At 56.0% G+C, this 17,400-nt stretch carries 18 protein-coding genes; 16 read left to right on the top strand and 2 right to left on the bottom strand.

From position 1 onward, the window contains the following. Positions 1-65: 65 nt before the first annotated feature. From yqeK to TAMC210_RS04400, 9 genes are all read left to right on the top strand, one after another. Entirely contained in the window at positions 66-623 is a 558-nt protein-coding gene (gene yqeK, locus TAMC210_RS04440) for a bis(5'-nucleosyl)-tetraphosphatase (symmetrical) YqeK (protein WP_173297616.1), read from the top strand. Positions 624-666: 43 nt separating this feature from the next. Next, positions 667-987 (top strand): ribosome silencing factor, encoded by a 321-nt coding sequence (gene rsfS, locus TAMC210_RS04435; RefSeq protein WP_217267303.1) that lies wholly within the window; start codon positions 667-669, stop codon positions 985-987. Between the two features lie 20 nt (positions 988-1,007). Continuing rightward, positions 1,008-3,506 carry a leucine--tRNA ligase gene (gene leuS / locus TAMC210_RS04430; RefSeq protein WP_173297614.1) on the top strand — a complete coding sequence of 833 codons (2,499 nt, stop codon included), beginning with the start codon at positions 1,008-1,010 and terminating at the stop codon, positions 3,504-3,506. 163 nt (positions 3,507-3,669) lie between these two features. After that, positions 3,670-3,996, top strand: coding sequence for an MTH1187 family thiamine-binding protein (locus TAMC210_RS04425; RefSeq protein WP_173297613.1), 327 nt, complete (start codon positions 3,670-3,672; stop codon positions 3,994-3,996). Between the two features lie 246 nt (positions 3,997-4,242). Beyond that, on the top strand, positions 4,243-5,649 hold the full coding sequence (locus TAMC210_RS04420; RefSeq protein WP_173298131.1) for a sodium:proton antiporter: 1,407 nt from the start codon (positions 4,243-4,245) through the stop codon (positions 5,647-5,649). A gap of 120 nt (positions 5,650-5,769) precedes the next feature. Next, entirely contained in the window at positions 5,770-6,393 is a 624-nt protein-coding gene (locus TAMC210_RS04415; RefSeq protein ID WP_173297612.1) for a ComEA family DNA-binding protein, read from the top strand. Between the two features lie 117 nt (positions 6,394-6,510). Further along, positions 6,511-7,296: an undecaprenyl-diphosphatase UppP gene (uppP, locus tag TAMC210_RS04410; protein ID WP_173297611.1), complete on the top strand. Its 786-nt coding sequence runs from the start codon at positions 6,511-6,513 to the stop codon at positions 7,294-7,296. Positions 7,297-7,352: 56 nt separating this feature from the next. Continuing rightward, positions 7,353-7,622 (top strand): 30S ribosomal protein S20, encoded by a 270-nt coding sequence (rpsT, locus tag TAMC210_RS04405; RefSeq protein ID WP_173297610.1) that lies wholly within the window; start codon positions 7,353-7,355, stop codon positions 7,620-7,622. 69 nt (positions 7,623-7,691) lie between these two features. After that, a complete protein-coding gene (locus TAMC210_RS04400) occupies positions 7,692-7,853 on the top strand; it encodes a hypothetical protein (protein WP_173297609.1) in 162 nt (53 codons plus the stop codon). 17 nt (positions 7,854-7,870) lie between these two features. Here TAMC210_RS04400 and holA read toward each other — a convergent pair whose 3' ends face one another. Then, the gene (gene holA, locus TAMC210_RS04395) at positions 7,871-8,860 is read right to left on the bottom strand and encodes a DNA polymerase III subunit delta (RefSeq protein ID WP_173297608.1); all 990 of its coding nucleotides are present in this window, start codon (positions 8,858-8,860) and stop codon (positions 7,871-7,873) included. Between the two features lie 88 nt (positions 8,861-8,948). Beyond that, positions 8,949-10,121 (bottom strand): sensor histidine kinase, encoded by a 1,173-nt coding sequence (locus TAMC210_RS04390; protein ID WP_173297607.1) that lies wholly within the window; start codon positions 10,119-10,121, stop codon positions 8,949-8,951. A 627-nt stretch (positions 10,122-10,748) separates the two neighbouring features. On the opposite strand from TAMC210_RS04390, the gene TAMC210_RS04385 reads away from it, so the two are divergent. The 7 genes from TAMC210_RS04385 to TAMC210_RS04355 are packed head-to-tail and all read left to right on the top strand — an operon-like array spanning position 10,749 to position 17,249. Beyond that, positions 10,749-11,537 (top strand): nicotinate-nucleotide pyrophosphorylase, encoded by a 789-nt coding sequence (locus tag TAMC210_RS04385; RefSeq protein WP_254388555.1) that lies wholly within the window; start codon positions 10,749-10,751, stop codon positions 11,535-11,537. A gap of 22 nt (positions 11,538-11,559) precedes the next feature. Beyond that, positions 11,560-12,483, top strand: a complete 924-nt coding sequence (locus tag TAMC210_RS04380; protein ID WP_173297605.1) for a molybdopterin-binding protein — start codon at positions 11,560-11,562, stop codon at positions 12,481-12,483. Then, positions 12,458-13,231: a 2-keto-4-pentenoate hydratase gene (locus TAMC210_RS04375; protein WP_173297604.1), complete on the top strand. Its 774-nt coding sequence runs from the start codon at positions 12,458-12,460 to the stop codon at positions 13,229-13,231. Before TAMC210_RS04380 ends, TAMC210_RS04375 begins: the two co-directional genes overlap by 26 nt. 58 nt (positions 13,232-13,289) lie before the next feature. Next, the gene (locus tag TAMC210_RS04370) at positions 13,290-14,165 is read left to right on the top strand and encodes an acetaldehyde dehydrogenase (acetylating) (protein ID WP_173297603.1); all 876 of its coding nucleotides are present in this window, start codon (positions 13,290-13,292) and stop codon (positions 14,163-14,165) included. After that, positions 14,162-15,181, top strand: coding sequence for a 4-hydroxy-2-oxovalerate aldolase (gene dmpG, locus TAMC210_RS04365; RefSeq protein WP_173297602.1), 1,020 nt, complete (start codon positions 14,162-14,164; stop codon positions 15,179-15,181). Before TAMC210_RS04370 ends, dmpG begins: the two co-directional genes overlap by 4 nt. A gap of 2 nt (positions 15,182-15,183) precedes the next feature. Continuing rightward, on the top strand, positions 15,184-15,804 hold the full coding sequence (locus tag TAMC210_RS04360; RefSeq protein ID WP_173297601.1) for a 4Fe-4S binding protein: 621 nt from the start codon (positions 15,184-15,186) through the stop codon (positions 15,802-15,804). After that, on the top strand, positions 15,804-17,249 hold the full coding sequence (locus TAMC210_RS04355; RefSeq protein WP_173297600.1) for a hypothetical protein: 1,446 nt from the start codon (positions 15,804-15,806) through the stop codon (positions 17,247-17,249). The genes TAMC210_RS04360 and TAMC210_RS04355 overlap by 1 nt, the downstream gene beginning before the upstream one ends. Positions 17,250-17,400: the final 151 nt, after the last annotated feature.

Raw genomic sequence — 17,400 nt, 5'->3', positions numbered from 1 at the left:
ATCGCGTTGAGCCCGGTTGTGGCAGGGAAGTCCTGCCTCCCGGGGACTACGGGGAGAATTCGGTCATGGAGGAATACGCCGAACTGCTGGCCCGGAGGCTTTCGCCCGGGCGTCTCCGCCACAGCCTGGGAGTGGCCGAGTATTCCGCCCGGCTGGCGGCCAAATACGGGGCGTCTGTGGAAAAAGCCCGGCTGGCGGGCCTGCTGCACGATTATGCCCGGGATCTGACGCCGCAAGAATTGGTTGCACGGGCGGAAAGGGCGGGCCTCATAAGTCATACCGTTGAGAGGAAGGTCCCGGTTCTCCTGCACGGCCCGGTAGGGGCCTTGTTGCTGAGGGAGGAAGTAGGTATAGAGGACGAAGAGATCCTCCAGGCCGTAAGCCGTCATACCATAGGTGCACCGAACATGAGCCTGCTGGATAAAATAGTCTATCTGGCCGATGCTCTGGAACCTGGGAGACAATACTCGGGCGTGGACGACCTGCGGCGGGCGGCGGAAGGAGACTTGGACTGCGCCCTATTGAAGACCATGGAAAGCGGTATTGTTTATGTGTTAAGAAGGGGGCAACTTCTCCACCCCGTTACGATAGAAGCCAGGAACTATCTGCTGATCAATCGATAAAGGGGGTTCTATTTGCTTGACGGACACCCTACGGGTAGCCCGGGTGGCCGCCCAGGCTGCCAGGGACAAAAGGGGCCAGGAAGTGGTCATACTGGATATACGTAAAATTTCTTTAATAGCCGATTACTTCGTTATCACCCACGGCACCTCCACCACCCAAGTGCAGGCCATAGCCCGGGAAATAGAGGAGAAGGTGGCCGAAGCGGGCGGCCGGCTCTTGCGGCGGGAAGGATATGCATCGGCGCGGTGGGTCCTGCTGGATTTCGGGGGAGTGGTGGTCCATGTCTTTTTGGAGGAGGACCGCAGGTTTTACGACCTGGAACGCCTCTGGGCCGATGCAGAGTTGGTAGAGCTGGAAGCCTAAAAGGGGTGAAAAGGAGCGATATGGAAGCTAGATACAACTTTAAGGAGATCGAGCCCAAGTGGCAGCGCCGCTGGGAAGCCGGCGAGGTCTATAAAGTGGTCGAAGACGAGGGTAAGCCCAAGTTTTACTGCCTGGAGATGTTTCCCTATCCTTCCGGCAACCTGCATATGGGGCATGTAAGGAACTATTCCATTGGGGACGTAGTGGCCCGCTACAAACGGATGAGGGGCTTTAACGTCCTTCACCCCATGGGATGGGATGCCTTTGGCCTGCCGGCGGAAAACGCCGCCATTAAACACGGCATCCATCCGGCGGAGTGGACCTGGAAGAACATCGCCAACATGCGCAGGCAGCTTATGGCCATGGGCATAAGCTACGATTGGGACCGGGAGGTCGCCACCTGCCATCCCAACTACTATAAATGGACCCAGTGGCTTTTCCTCCAGATGTATAAGCACGGCCTTGCCTACCGGAAGAAGGCGGCCGTCAACTGGTGTCCTTCCTGCGCCACCGTCCTGGCCAACGAGCAGGTGGTGGGCGGAGCCTGCGAACGGTGCGGTACGCCGGTCACCCACCGGGACCTGGAGCAGTGGTTTTTCCGCATTACCGCTTATGCCGAACGTTTGCTCAACGATTTAAAGAAGCTCCCTGGATGGCCCGAGAAGGTCAAGGTGATGCAGGAAAACTGGATCGGTAAGAGCGAGGGCGCCGAGGTGGTCTTTACCGTGGCGGGCACCGGACAGGAGATCCCGGTTTTCACCACCCGGCCGGACACCCTTTTCGGCGTTACCTATATGGTGCTGGCGCCTGAACATCCCCTGGTGGAGGATTTGACCAGGGGAACCCCCTATGAGGGGCCGGTGAAGGAGTTCGTCCAGGCCGCGCGGCACCTGAGCGCCCTGGACCGGACGGCCACGGAAAAGGAAAAGGAAGGCTTGTTCACAGGAGCCTATGCCGTCAACCCCGTCAGCGGGGAAAGAATTCCCATATGGATTGCCAACTACGTCCTCATGGAGTACGGCACGGGAGCCGTTATGGGCGTTCCCGCCCACGACGAGCGGGATCTGGCCTTCGCCCGCAAGTACGGACTGCCGGTGAAAGTGGTAATACAGCCCCCGGACCGGGAGCTGGACGCCGCCACCATGGCGGAAGCTTATGTGGAGCCGGGCCGCATGGTCGATTCCGGCCCCTTTAGCGGCCTACCCAGCGAGGAAGGTAAGGAAAGGATAATCCGCTACCTGGAAGAAAAGGGGATAGGCAAGCGCAAGGTAAATTATAAGCTCCGCGACTGGTTGATTTCCCGGCAGCGCTATTGGGGAGCGCCCATCCCCATAATATACTGCGACCACTGCGGGATCGTACCCGTTCCCGAGGAGGACCTACCCGTAATCCTGCCCGAGGGGGTGGAATTCAAGCCCACCGGGGAATCCCCCTTAAAGGATTGCCCCGAGTTTGTTCACACCACCTGCCCCGCCTGCGGCAGGCCTGCCCGCCGGGAAACGGACACTATGGATACGTTTGTATGCTCTTCCTGGTATTTCCTGCGGTACACCACTCCCCACAGCCAGGAGGTTCCCTTTGCCAGGGATAAGGTGGACTACTGGATGAACGTAGACCAGTATATAGGCGGGGTGGAGCACGCCATCCTCCACCTCATGTACGCCCGCTTCTTTATCAAGGCCCTCTACGATTTTGGGCTGGTAGGGGTGGAAGAGCCTTTCCAAAACTTATTGACCCAGGGCATGGTGCTCAAGGACGGGGGCAAGATGTCCAAGTCCAAGGGCAATGTGGTGAGCCCCGAGGATATCATCGAGCGCTACGGAGCCGACACGGCCCGCCTGTTCATCCTCTTTGCCGCGCCGCCCGAGCGGGACCTGGAATGGAGCGATCAGGGAGTAGAGGGGTGCTATCGTTTTTTAAACCGGGTATGGCGGCTGATCTATAACTATAGCGCGAAAGTGCGCGGCCTCCAGATTGGAAAGGGAGAAATCAAACCGGCCGGCCGTGCCGACAGGGAATTGTACCGGCTTATCCATGCTACCATCAAAAAGGTCACCGAGGATATCGAGGAGCGCTTCAATTTCAATACCGCCATCAGCGCCATCATGGAACTGGTCAACGGTTTTTACCATTATCAGGATACCGTCCCGGAACCGGAGCAAAACCTGCCTCTGGTGAAGGAAGGGCTGAAAAAGCTCATTACCCTGCTGGCTCCCTTTGCCCCCCATATTGCCGAGGAGCTGTGGCAGGGGATCGGGCAGGAAGGGAGTGTGCACCAGGAGAGCTGGCCAGCCTACGATCCTCAAGCCCTGGTAAAGGAAGAAATAACGGTAGTGGTTCAAATTAACGGCAAGGTCCGGGACCGCCTGCAGGTGCCGGCCGGGATGAAGGAAGAGGATTTGAAGGAAGCTGTCCTGGCGAGGGAAAAGATCGCCTCCCTGTTGTCGGGGCAGCAGGTGGTAAAGATCGTAGTGGTGCCGGATAAACTGGTGAACATCGCCACCCGGCAGGCCGGCTAGAGGGTGGCCCGCCTGCGGGCTTTAACCTCGGGGTCTGCGGGTGGAGCGAAGGATGACCCTTCACCGGTAAGTCTTCAACCTTTTTGCCCGGGCCAGGGGCGGGGTAACCCTGGGCCAGGGGATAACCTTTTGGCGGCCATAAAAAGGGAAAGGAGCGAGGAGCATGCCGGTAGCCCAGATAACGGTGATACCCCTAGGAGGGCCGGGCTCCCCCAGCCTGAGCTCGTATGTAGCCGAGCTGCATCGCTTCTTGAACCAGGTAGAAGGAATTAAATACCAGCTAACCCCGATGTCCACGGTTATTGAAGGCGATTTGGATGTGCTGTTTACGGTTTTCCGCCGCATGCATGAATTGCCCTTTGAGAAGGGTGCCCTCAGGGTGGTCACTAACATCAGCATTGACCAGCGGATAGACAAAGAGGTAACCATGGAGGGTAAAATCGGATCGGTAAAGAAAAAGCTGGCGGGAGGAGGAGAGGGCGGGACGTAATCCCACCTTTTCTTCCTGAGATGAGGCAGTCGGGGGAGAAGGAGGATTTTCTCCCTTTAAGTAGAATGCCTATTTACGGTGTCCTTTGCGGGCCGGGAAGGGCTCCAAGATCAGTGGAAAAATCGTAAAAAGAGCAAGGGAGTATGATTAAGCAGCGTTCCCGGAGGTATACTTTGTAAAATAAGGGAGGAAGGGTAGAGAGTGAGGAAGTTGTGGGGCGTGGTAGCCTTGGTCTTAGCCTTGGCGATGGGTATCTTGGGGGCACCCGACGTAGCCTGGGCCTCAGGGAGCGGGGAACTGGGACACTTGTTGCCCTTGTGGAGTATAATCCCCTTCGCGGGTATGCTTCTGTCTATTGCTATTTTTCCCCTGGTTAATGCCCACTGGTGGGAACACCACATGGGTAAGGTGAGCCTTTTCTGGTCCCTCGTTTTCTTTATCCCCTTCTTAATCTACTTCGGCGCGGAAACCGCCTTTGTCCAAGCAATTGAGGTTTATGTGCTCGACTACATACCTTTTATTATCCTGCTCTTTGGACTTTTCGTCGTATCCGGCGGTATAATTTTGCGCGGTACCCTGCGGGGAACTCCGGCGGTAAACACCCTGCTCTTAGTGGTGGGCACCTTGCTGGCCAGCTGGGTGGGTACCACCGGCGCCAGCATGCTCCTGATAAGGCCGGTCATCCGGGCCAACGAATGGCGGCGGTATAAGGCCCATATCATTATTTTCTTTATCTTCTTGGTCTCCAACATCGGAGGCTCCCTTACCCCCGTCGGCGATCCGCCCCTTTTCTTGGGTTTCTTGAGGGGTGTACCCTTTTTCTGGACCATGAGGCTTATTCTACCTATGGGATTAAACGTTATAATCCTGCTGACCCTTTACTTCCTTCTGGATACTTATTATTATCGCAGAGAAAATACACCCGGAACTACCCAGGCACGCGAACCCCTTCGGGTAGAAGGCTTGCAGAATCTGATATACCTTGGTATGGTAGTGGGTGCGGTGATTTGGAGCGGTCTGCTGGCCAAGCACCCGTCCTTTGGCGACCCGGCGACGGGAGAATTGTACGGTATTCCCTTGTGGCGACATGGGGAAGAAACCGTGACCCTACCCTACGTCAACCTCATCCGAGACGTAGTTATCCTCCTGGCGGCCTATCTCTCCTACAAGACTACTCCCCTGGCCATTCGCAGGGATAACCGGTTCACGTGGGGGCCGATTAAGGAAGTAGCTACTCTCTTTGCCGGGATTTTCATGACCATGATTCCGGCCTTGGCCATCCTCCATGCCCGGGGGGCAGAGCTCGGCCTCACCCAGCCGGCCCATTTCTTCTGGGCCACGGGCGCTCTCTCAGGTTTCCTGGACAATGCGCCCACTTATCTGGTCTTTTTGACTACGGCTGCCAGCCTGGGGGCATCGGCAGGCGTACAGACAACCTTAGGCCTGGTGGATCCTCAAATGCTCATGGCTGTTTCTTGCGGGGCGGTTTTTATGGGGGCCAACACTTATATAGGTAACGCACCCAACTTCATGGTGCGCTCCATCGCTGAGGAAAACAACATCAAGATGCCCAGCTTCTTCGGCTACATGGGCTGGTCCCTGGCCATCTTGATACCTCTCTTCGTTCTGGATACCCTGATATTCTTCCGGTGAACCCCATTGGGAGGCGGCAAAGCCCGTGCGGTCCGGCCCTTGGTCCGGCAGGATTCCGCACTCCTGTGGGTTACCCCCTTTGATTGGCAAAGTCGACCATAATGGCTTGAGGTGGAGGCCATGTGGGAATGGGACAGCCGGGTGCGATGGGTGGGTCTGTTGCTTGCGGTAGCTTTGGTCTTCGGGGCAGGAGTGCAGTACGGCCGCTGGCGTCAGAGTAAAGAAGCAGTGGTGCCGGCGGTAGAGAAGGAAGCCATCTCAGCCGCCCCGCTTCAAGGAGAGGCTCTGCCCGGGGAAGAGAAGGAAGATCGGGGTAACATAACCGTCCACGTAGCAGGTGCCGTTGAGAGGCCGGGGGTTTATCAGTTGCCGGCGGGTGCCCGGGTGAACGAGGCAGTTCAGGTTGCGGGACCGCTGCCCGAGGCTAATCCCCATGCTTTGAACTTGGCGGCTCCCCTGCAGGACGGTCAGCAGGTAGTTGTGCCGCGCCAAGGGGAAGAAGGGAGCGCGCCCGCTTCACCGGGCGCCGCGGCGGGCGGGGTGTCGCGGGGGAAAATTAATATTAATACCGCCAGCCTGGAGGAGCTGGACAGTCTTCCAGGCATCGGACCGGCCCTGGCGCAGCGGATCCTGGATTACCGTCAGCAGCACGGGCCTTTCCGCACCATTGAAGATTTGCAAAACGTTTCCGGCATTGGAGTTAAACGATTTGAAGAGTTGAAGGAACTCATTACCGTTTATTAACCCTGCTAAGGGGGACCGCGGCTCTAGTTTTACAACCCGGGTAGATCCCTCTGTTCTTTTACTAGGTGCTTGTATAGGCGACCTGAATATACAAAAGGAGAGGAAGGTCAGGCTATAGTGTCTATTCTCCAGGCCTTTGTTCTGGGCCTAGTCCAAGGTTTAGGTGAGTTCCTACCCATCTCCAGCTCGGCCCACCTGGTCCTGGTGCGCTGGCTTTTGGGCTGGCCGGATCCCGGCTTAACCTTTGATGTGGCCCTCCACGCGGGCACGTTGGTGGCCGTCCTGGCTTACTTCTGGCGGGAGTTGCTGGAGATTGGCCGGGAAGGTTTAAGGCAGCCCCGCAGCCGGGAAGGTCGGTTGCTTTATTACATACTTTTGGCCTGCGTCCCCGGAGCCCTCTTCGGCGTAGCCCTGGAAGAACAGGCCCAAACGGTTTTCCGGACGCCGGTTCTAATTGCCCTGGCCCTGGCCCTGATGGGCATTGCCCTGTGGGCGGCAGACCGTGGGGGGCGCAAGACCCGGAATATAGAGAATATCACCCTGGTAGACAGCCTTTTGGTCGGGCTTTCCCAGGCCCTGGCTATTATTCCCGGAGTCTCGCGCTCGGGCATCACCATGACGGCGGGACTCCTTACGGGGATGAGCCGGGAGACCGCCGCCCGGTTTTCCTTCTTATTGTCGGTGCCTATTATTGCCGGCGCCGCCCTCTGGGAGTTCAGGCATCTGTCTGTGGCGGAGATTGATGCGGCCTTCGCCGTAGGTATCGTTACGTCGGCGGTCGTGGGCTTCCTGGCCATCAAGTTCCTCTTACAATACCTGCGCCGGGGAAGCTACTTGCTTTTCGCCTGGTACCGCCTGGCCCTCGCGGCCCTGGTGGTACTGGTGGAGGTGTGGCGCGGCTAGTCCTGTTGCAGGGGGAGTTGTGGCGTGATAAAATACAGCGGGGAGGTGACGAGTAAGTGGCTAACACCAAGTCGGCAAAAAAGCGCATCGAGATCACACGTAAACGCACAATGCGCAACCGGGCGATTAAATCCAGGGTAAAAACGGCCATTAAAAAGTTCGAGTTGGCCTTAGCCGGCGGAGAACTAGATCAGGCCAGGGAAAAGCTGGTCGAGGCCATTAGAACCCTTGATAAGGCGGTCACTAAGGGTGTTTTACATCCCAATACGGCGGCCAGGAAAAAATCGCGGTTACAATTGCGCTTTAACCGCCTGGCGGCCAGCTAAAAAATTTTCCGAGAGTATTCCCCCCTTTACCATGCCATACTAACAGCAGGCGGAAAGGGGGGATTTATTTTGGCCGAAAAAGAGAAGGGCAAGGAAAGGCGAGCCCTAAACCCGGCGGCGGTCCCAAGGGTAGGGGCAGAGGATTTTGAATTGGGTCCGGAAGTCACACCGGGGCCGGTGTTTCCCGGCCAGGGAACCGGGGAACGCAAAGAAAAGGAACGCGGCAAGTAGGAGATGGGGAAACGGGATTACCCCACCCGTTTCCCCCTTCTTGTGGCGGCCCAAATGGCCCGCTCAAGGAGGAAAGCGGGATTTCCGGCACCGGTTTTAAGGTCGACATCGGTTTGCAGGAAGAGCTCTAAAACTTCAGAAGCCGCTTCCGGGGAGAACCGAGCCGCCTGCCGGGCCACCTTCTGAGCCACGAAGGGGGGAAGGTGGAGGGCGACGGCCAGGTCCGGCGAATCAGGCCCGGCTAAATGGGCCTGTAGGATCAACCGGAACTGGCGGACCATCATCCCCAGAATGCCCAAAGGAGCCTCTCCCGCAGCCAGCAGTCGGCGGCAGAGGCCGATGGCTACTTCTGCCCGGCCGCTGCCCAGGGCATCCACCATTTGGAAAATAGTGTCGGAGGCCAGGGCGGCGGGAACAAGGGCCTGGACTTCCTGCAAGGTGATGGGGGTACCGGGCGGAAGGTACAGGTCCAGCTTGGCAAGCTCCAAAATCCCCTGCTGGAGGTTACCGGCAGCCTGGGCCAGGGCCATGGCCGCCGGGCCCTCTATCTTACGGCCCATCCTTCGGGCTTCCTGGGCTAACCACCGGGCCAGGGCTCCGGGCTTCAAAGGGGCAAAATCTACACAGCGGCCCACCTTTTGAAGTAGCTGAAAGACCTTCCCCTTTCTATCTATGTTTCCCGGGGCTATTAAGACCAGGCAGGCTGTCGGAGAAGGGTGGGTCAGGTAAGTGACCAGAGCTTCGCCGTCAAGCCGGGCGTTCTTAATGAGAATTAAGCGCTTGCGACCCAGGACCGGGGGCGTGCTGGCCAGGACTGAGAGGCTTTCAGGAACAAGATCTTCGCCGGCGAACTCCTGGTAATCGAAGGGCTCTGCTTCTGGAGATAAAAGGGTTTCTTTGAGAGCTTTGACGGCTTGGGCCAGTAAATATTTTTCCTCGCCGTACAATAGATATACGGGTGCCACCTGGCCCCTTGTTAATTCTTGTTGAAGTTCCGGCCAGGTCATTCTTGCCCTCTCCCCTTTGCAATGGTGCTTCCGAAACGTTCCCCAGTCGCGATGGGTTACCTGCCGGGAATAGAAGCCGTAATTTATTTTAAGTTTCAGGTGCAGCCCCTGGCTGGACCTTGGACTCTTTGTCTAAAGGTATCGTTATACTGATATTGGTGCCTTTGCCGGGAGCAGTAGTGATTTTCATTTCTCCCTTTAAAAGCTGCACCCTTTCCCGCATGCCCATCAGTCCGTAACCCCTGCCTTCCTCACGGTTTCGAACAGCCTCCAGGTCAAAGCCTTTACCCTCGTCCCGTATGCCAATGCTTATTCTGTTGGGCAGCATTTCTACCTTAACCACGGCCCTCTTAACCCCGGCATGCTTTCTAATATTGTTTACGGCCTCTTGAATTATCCTGAAAAGGGCTACTTCTAGGGTATTGTCCAGGCGGCGCTCCTGCCCCAAAAACAAGAAGTCGACCTCCAGCCCGTGTTGCTCCTTGTAGGTAGCAAAGTACCGTTCGAGGGCGGGAACCAGCCCGATATCGTCCAGCACCATGGGTCTGAGGTCGAATATGATCTTGCGCATATCCTGCAGGCAAAGGCTAACGACATTTTGCAGGGCATGGAGCTCTTCCCGGATTTGATCGGGATCCCGGTTCAAAAGCTGAAGGCAGTATTCGGCCCGCAGAGCAATGTGGGCTAGGGATTGGGCCGGTCCGTCGTGGATCTCCCGGGCCACCCTCTTGCGCTCTTCCTCCTGGGCCCGGATGATACTGAAAACCAGTTGTTGGGTTTGCTGCAGCTCATCCAGCTTTAAGCTTAAACCTTGCAGTTCGCCGGTGAGATAATTAAGGATAACATTCACCTGGGAGGCAAGCTGCTCGGCCTTTTGAACGGTTAGTTGCAGTCGGTGCCAGCTCCTTTCCAGGTGATTACGCCGGTACTGCAGTATCTTTTCTTTATCCCTGAGCTTGATCAGCTCTATCTGCAGCTGATATGCCGCGTCGTAAGCTTCCTTGATATCCTGTTCCTTATAGCGATAAAAATCCTTACTCACTTCCGCTAGGCGGAGCCGGGCCCTCTTTTCGGCCCTTTCGAGCCGGTCCACCTCTTCGATGACGGCCTGTAAGGACTTCTTGACCTCTTCCAGTTCCCTGCTCACCTGTCTTACTTCCGCCTGGGCATTTTCGGCAATCTCATGGATTTGAGACCGGCTGCGCTCGAGGGCTTCAACGGTTTCCTTTAGGATGTGATCTAAGACGCTGGCATCCAGCACGGCCCTCACCCCGCACTGCCTTTGTCTCCCTGCCGGCTTCCCCTTGGAACACCATGGGGACTAATGTCGCCGGGCTCCACCCTAAAGTATACCCTTACTCATCACGTTGTCCAACCCCTTTCATCCAACCCCTTTCACCCGTTGCACCCCCGGGGACGAGGACGGCGTTACTAGGACCCTCCCCCTCGCGTCCCGCCGTAGTTGGGTCAAGTCCGATACTGTGTGCAAAATCCCTCTGGTAGCTTTGGATGTTTGTTACAGGCTTACGAGGCTACCTCTTTTTCGTTTTTGCTAGGTTTTTCTACTTTAGGTCCGTTCTTGTTCCTGCCTCCATACCCTGTGCTCCATTAGGTCTAAGTACCGGTGGCCGGTTGCCCAGTTTCATCCCTATCCCGGGCACTACTAATTAACCTCATTATTGAACTCATTAACATCCCTTCGATTAATTAGTATCTAAATAAAAAGGCAAAGCTTTGTCGTGGTACGATAACAACAAATAACTTTCTACCATGCCGAACCAAATTCTTTTTGGTCTTGCAGGAAAACCAAATTGCGTAGAGAATTAACTTTATAGCAAAATAACGAATAATATACGATAATATCGAACGAGGATGAGCGCTTTTGGATGTGAGGGATTTTCTATTTACACCCCTAGGGGGGGATTTGTTTCTTCTAGAAATTACAGCTAGACAGGAGGGCATTTTAGCCGGTACAGATAAGCTGCAGGCAGGAGCTCGGGAGCTGGGACTGAAACTCGAATGGATAGCTTCGGAGGGTATGCAGCTTGAGAGAGGGACCTGCATCTGCCGAGCCTGGGGTGATGCCTGGCAGATAGCTCGGGCGGAAGAGCAACTCCTTGGCTGGATTGGCAAAGCGTCGGGTGTAGCTACAGCAGCGGCGCAGATGGTGAGTCGTGCCCAGGGCAGGGTGAGCATTGTCTGTGGTGCCTGGAAGAAAGTGCCACCTGAGGTAAGGCAGGATTTACGCCGGGCCGTAGCTACCGGCGGAGCAGGAATCCGGATTACAGAGGAGCCCTTTGTCTACCTCGATAAAAATTATGTCCGCATGTTCGGGGGTATAGGTCCGGCGGTACGCAGGGCCCGGGCGCTAGAGGGGAGAGTAGTGGTAGTTCAACTGCGGGGTGAAAGCGCTCCCTTGGCAGAGGAAGCCGGAGAAGCTGCGAGAGAGGGAGCACGTATCCTCATGGTGGATACCGGTAAGTTAGAGGACCTGGTGCTGGTAAGGGAAGCGGCCCTGGAGGAGAATTTCCGGGACCAAGTTAAGCTAGCTTTTGGTGGGGGCGTAAAAAAGGGGGATCTTGACAGAGTAATTGCTGCCGGGGCCGACATTGTAGATGTCGGCCGGGCCATTATCGATGCTCCGTTGTTAGACTTTAGTTTGGATGTTCGAAGATGATCAAATCATTGGGGAGAAAAAGATGGAATGGGATTTGCTAGAGAAAACTACCTTTTGGGTTCAAGATGTAGACCTTCGCGGAGCCGACCTGGGGCAGGTGGCGGCTGCCGCCGCTGAGGCCCTACATCTTAAGGTTCACGAAGTTATGGTAGTGGACGTGCGGCCGGGCCTGGTAGCCTTTGATATCTTGCGGCGCCGGGTACAGGCGGAGGCTGTAGCCGGTAAGGAAAAGGAGATTTTGAAGCGGCTTAAGGAGGTTCCGGGTGTAATCCTGGGACCCGAGGCCGGAGTTCACTCAGAAGGAGTATTGGGGCTGATCGCCCTGGAACCGGGTGAGGCCCGGGAGATACTTTCAGCTTCAGCCCGGCTGGCCTCGGAAATTAGCCAAGCTGTAGCGCGCAGAGCCCTGATCTTCGCTTCAGGCAGTGAAGTGCTGGCAGGGAAAATTCGCGATACCAATTCGCCCTATCTCATAGAGGCTCTGACCGGGGCTGGCTTTCAAGCCGAATTTGGAGGGATTTTAGAGGACGATGTAATAGCGGTAGCCAATCGGCTGGAGGGAGCCCTGGAGCGGGGGTATGGCCTTATTGTAACTACTGGCGGTGTGGGGGCGGAGGATAAGGACTGCAACATAGAGGCTATCTTGCGGCTGGATCCCCAGGCCCACACTCCCTGGATATTAAAATTTACCCCCGATAATAACCGCCACCACAAAGAAGGGGTACGCATAGCCGTGGGCCGGGTGGGTGTGGCGCGGCTGGTAGCCCTGCCGGGACCCCATGAGGAAGTGCGGCTGGCCTGCCAGGCCTTGCTGGAGGGCCTGGCCTTTGGACTAGATGATGCCGGTTTGGCCGAGAGAATCGCGGGAGTCTTGCGCCAGCACTGGCAAGAACGTATGGGAAAAGGAGGTAGCGAACACCATGAATTTCCAGGCCATAGCCGCTAAACTTTTGGAGGCAGAGGCAACCCGGAAGGCCATTGAACCTCTTACCTCTACTTATCCTGACTTAACCGTAGAGGATGCCTACCGGATCCAGCTGGCCGGAGTGGAGATGAAACTGAAACAGCGACGGCGGATAATAGGCAAAAAGATTGGCCTTACCAGTAAAGCCATGCAAGACCTTCTGGGAGTAAAGGAGCCGGATTATGGCCACTTGCTGGACCACATGTTGCTCCTGGAAGGTGAACCCTGCCGGAGAGAGGAGTTACTCTGGCCGCGCGTGGAAGGCGAGCTGGCCTTTATTCTGAGGGACACTTTAAAAGGTCCGGGGGTGACCATCGCCGACGTTTTCCGGGCCACGGAAGGCATTATGCCGGCCATAGAAATAGTGGACAGCCGCATACGGGACTGGAAAATAAAGCTGGCGGATACCATAGCCGACAATGCCTCCAGCGCCCGCTTTGTCTTGGGCAGCAGGATGGTACCTATTAAAGACCTGGACCTTCGCCTGCTAGGTATGGTAGTGGAGAAAAACGGCGAGGTGGTCAATACGGGAGCCGGTGCGGCGGTGTGGGGCCACCCGGCGGCAGCCGTGGCCTGGCTGGCCAACAAGCTGGCTGCTTTTGACATTGCTCTGGAGGCGGGCGAGATCATACTTTCCGGGGCTATCACCGCGGCTGTAGAGGCGGTGACAGGGGATGTTTTTACTGTATCTTTCCACAGCCTGGGCACCATTAATCTGCGGTTCGTTTAACCTGCGAGCGGGGTAAAACTGGAGCTAGAGCGCTGTCATAAAGGAGGCTAATTAATAAGTGGATAAAATTAAAGTCGCCGTGATCGGCCCGGGTAATATCGGTTCCGATTTGATGTATAAAATCTTACGCAGCCGCTACCTTCAGATGGAAATGATGGCGGGAATTGTGGAATCCGAGGGCATCAAAAGGGCCCGCTCCCTGGGCATCCGCACCACAACCCAAGGCATAGGACCCGTACTGGAGGACCCCAACATAAAAATCGTTTTTGACGCCACCGGGGCCAAACATCACCTCCAGCATGCCCCCCAGCTGGAGGCTGCGGGCAAGATCGCCATCGACCTTACACCGGCGGCCATAGGGCCCTATGTGGTACCACCGGTCAATCTGAAAGATTTGTATGAGGCTCCCAACCTGAACATGGTGACCTGTGGGGGCCAGGCTACCGTGCCCATAGTTTACGCCATAAACCAGGCGGCCGGAGCCCGGTATGCGGAGATAGTGGCGGCCATTGCCAGCAAAAGCGCCGGTCCGGGGACGCGGCAGAATATCGACGAATTTACCCAGACCACAGCGAAAGCCCTGTGTGCCGTAGGAGGGGCCGAGAAGGGTAAGGCCATTATTATCCTGAATCCGGCCGAGCCGCCCATAATCATGACCAACACAATATATGTGGAAGTAGAAAATCCGGACGAGAAGGCCATACGTGAGGCCGTAGCTGAAATGGTCAAGGAAGTCCAGAGCTACGTACCGGGTTACCGGTTGCGGGTGCCGCCTATCCTGGACGGCAATAAAGTGACTACTATTATCGAAGTGGAAGGGGCGGGGGATTTCCTACCCAAGTATTCCGGTAATTTGGACATTATAACCGCAGCGGCTGTGGCCGTGGCTGAAAGGCTGGCGGCGAGGATGCTGGGAAAGGAAGCGGTAGCATGAACAAAGGTAAATTTGTGCATATAGTAGATACCACCTTGCGGGACGGCAGCCACGCCGTGGCCCACCAGTTCACCAGGGAACAGATTACGGCCATTGCGGGCGGGCTGGATGAGGCGGGAGTCGAATACATTGAGGTTTCCCACGGAGATGGTCTGGCAGGTTCCTCCCATAACTACGGATGGGCGGCTTTGAGTGACGAGGAAATGCTCCTAGCGGCGGCGGAAGTTATTCGTAAGGGGAAACTGACTGTATTACTGCTTCCGGGAATAGGCACGCAGGAAGACCTGAAACTGGCCATCGATTGCGGCGCCAAGGCAGTCAGGGTGGCTACCCATGTCACCGAAGCGGATATTGGTGAACAACACATTGGTCTGGCTAAAAAGATGGGGTTGGAAGCTTTTGGGTTCCTCATGATGTCCCATATGGCACCTCCGGAGAAGGTGGCGGAACAGGCTGCGCTATTTGAATCCTATGGTGCAGATTACGTTTATGTAGCGGATTCCGCTGGAGCTATGTTACCCGAGGATGTGAAGGCCCGGGTGGAAGCGGTAGTGGAAAAGGTCAAAGTGCCGGTAGGCTTCCACGCCCATAACAATTTGACCCTGGCGACGGCCAATTGCCTGGCGGCTCTGGAGGCCGGCACCACTTTCCTGGATGGCGCCTGCCGGGGCTTAGGTGCCGGAGCGGGCAATGCTCAAACAGAGGCTTTGGTGGGGGTGTTGGACCGAGCCGGTTACCGGACCGGCGTGGATTTCTACAAAATAATGGATGTGGCCGAAGATATTGTAGAGCCCATCATGCACCGGCCCCAGGTAGTGCGCAATGCACCCCTTATGCAAGGCTATGCCGGAGTTTATTCCAGTTTTTTACTTCACACCTACCGGGCGGCCGAAAAATTCGGCCTGGATCCCAGAGATATTTTGGTGGAACTAGGAAGGAGGAGGATGGTCGGAGGGCAAGAGGATATGATCATTGATGTGGCCTATCAGCTGGCACAACAGAGGGGAGGGGGTTAAAATTGAAGGTCGTTAACTTACTGGCGGTTGTCGACCAGGAAAAGTGCCGGGGCTGTAAGACCTGCGAGAGGGTTTGCCCGGTGCTGGCCATCTCGGTAGTGGACCGTAAGGCGGTGGTGGATGCCGACCGGTGCCGGGGTTGTGCGGCTTGCGAGCAACGGTGCCCGGAGTACGCCATCACCATGGCAAAGCGCGAACAGCCTATTGTGGTCCAGGTGGACGTAGCCGGCGTGGATTACGCCAAGATAGAAGAACTATGCCGCAAGGCCAAACTTCACCCCGAGCAAATCATTTGCTATTGCACGGCTACCAGGGCCGAGGAAGTGGCGGCTGCTATTTTGCAGGGAGCGCGTTCCCCCGAGGATGTGTCTTTCCAGACCGGGGCCCGCACCGGGTGCAAGGTGGAATGCATCCAGCCTATCTTGCGCCTCTTGGAGGCCGCGGGCATAGAGCCTTCGCCGCCGAAAGGTGGCTGGCAATGGTATGGACGTACTCCCACCGTGTGGGAAATACCGGAAGAAGTGAAAAAGAAATATACGGGGCGCGGTTTCTACTTTGACGAGGACATTAAGCTCTTCGAGCGGGTAATTGCGGCACCCCTACAAGGTAGGAGGGAATCGTAATGCGTCCACCAATACCCCCAATACCTCCCCGCAAATCGCAGTACGGTATTGATCCTTCGCTAGTACGGAAGAGAGTATGTGAGCTTCCGAATATGACGTCGGTACTTCTTAAGGAGCTATTCCCGGACTTGCCTGAGGTTATTTATCCGGGCGACCAGGGAATCGCGGCAGTACGCAGAGCCACCGAGGAAGCCCTCCAAAAGGTCGATATGAGCATGATAAAGCCGGAGCACTCGGTAAACATCCTGGCCTCCCACCACGGTTTTACTTTGCTGGGGGGCGAACCCTATGCCGAGATGCTTAAGACCTTGAAGGATGTTATCCAGGCCCGCACGGGTTGTACAAACATACGCCTGCGGGCCGGCGTGGGCTTGCGTTTCCGCGAGACAGAAGAATATATCAAGCGCTACGGCCTGGATAAGCACTTTAAGGGCAAGGCCATCGGAGTGGCCCCTATTGATGAAGGTATACCTATAGAGACGGAAATCGGCACTTTATACGGCATAAAGAAGGTATACGATGCCGACTGGATTGTCCACGCCCATAACTCCGATGTACGCGAAGTTCATTTTCACCGCCAGGTAGACCGGGCGGTAAAGCCTTTCGGTATGTCTTATGCCCGTATCGAGACCCGCTCCACTTACCACCAGAACCTGGGTCCCCGGGCGGCTAACTTTACGGCCAGAGCTATCTTCGATTCTCCTTTTGTCCAGAGCAAATTTGCCTTTGCCTCTTTCCTCACAGTGGCTCCTAATGGCATCATGGGAGTGGATGCCGATAATGACCTGTATGCGTTAAACGACCGGGTAACCTATTTGGGGTGCCGCTATTACGGTAAGATGATGACCCTATTCGGTGAGATAGACGAATGCATAGCTGCTCTCGACTTTCCTTGTCCGGTGGTATACGTATTTTCCGCTGGTGTAATTTATGCTAACTTTGCTGGGGCCAATACCGACCTCTATGACTTAGAGAATCCGCTGCCAGGATATACCTGGTACACTGAGGCTTTCTACGGGAAGCAGGGCAGGCCGCTACTCAAGGAGATCCCTCCTCTCAATCCGGCCATCAAGATGTGCGTGCACAATTACGCCTGGACGGGATATCCCAGCGCCTTCTTTAGCGAGCACATTCCTACAGTGGTAGTGGGGCAGGAGCAGGCGGAGCTTTTTAACCGTGACCCGCAGAATCTCAACTATATGAAGCATGCTGTGGTGGCAGAAACTACGGAGGCGGCCATGGAATTTGCTTACAAAGTGACCGGTACCCGAAAGGTTTTGATCTTTGATGGCGCTATAGGCGGGATAAACTTAAGTGAGCCTTTAGCCGAATTCCTGCTGAAGAAGGCGCCGGAGGTTAGCGAACGCGTAGAGAGGGAGTTGTTGCCGAAGTGGTTGCGGCAGAGGGGTGTCGAGAGAGAAACAGGGTCCAGAGCTCCTTTCTGAGCCTTTCCCCAGGTGAGACTAACAGTACGCAATAGAAGGGAAAGGAAGTAAACCAGTTATTGAAACAATCACTGACTATATGAATTGGTGGGTAGCTCCTTATTGAAGGGAGAACCTCTAAGGGGGGTGCGAGCCGTGCATAAGTAGTTGC

The sequence above is a fragment of the Thermanaeromonas sp. C210 genome (genome assembly GCF_013167955.1).
Classification (GTDB): Bacteria; Bacillota; DSM-521; order Neomoorellales; family Neomoorellaceae; genus UBA12545.
The sequence above is the reverse complement of the archived record's forward strand: the minus strand, read 5'-3'. Positions and strand labels throughout refer to the sequence as shown.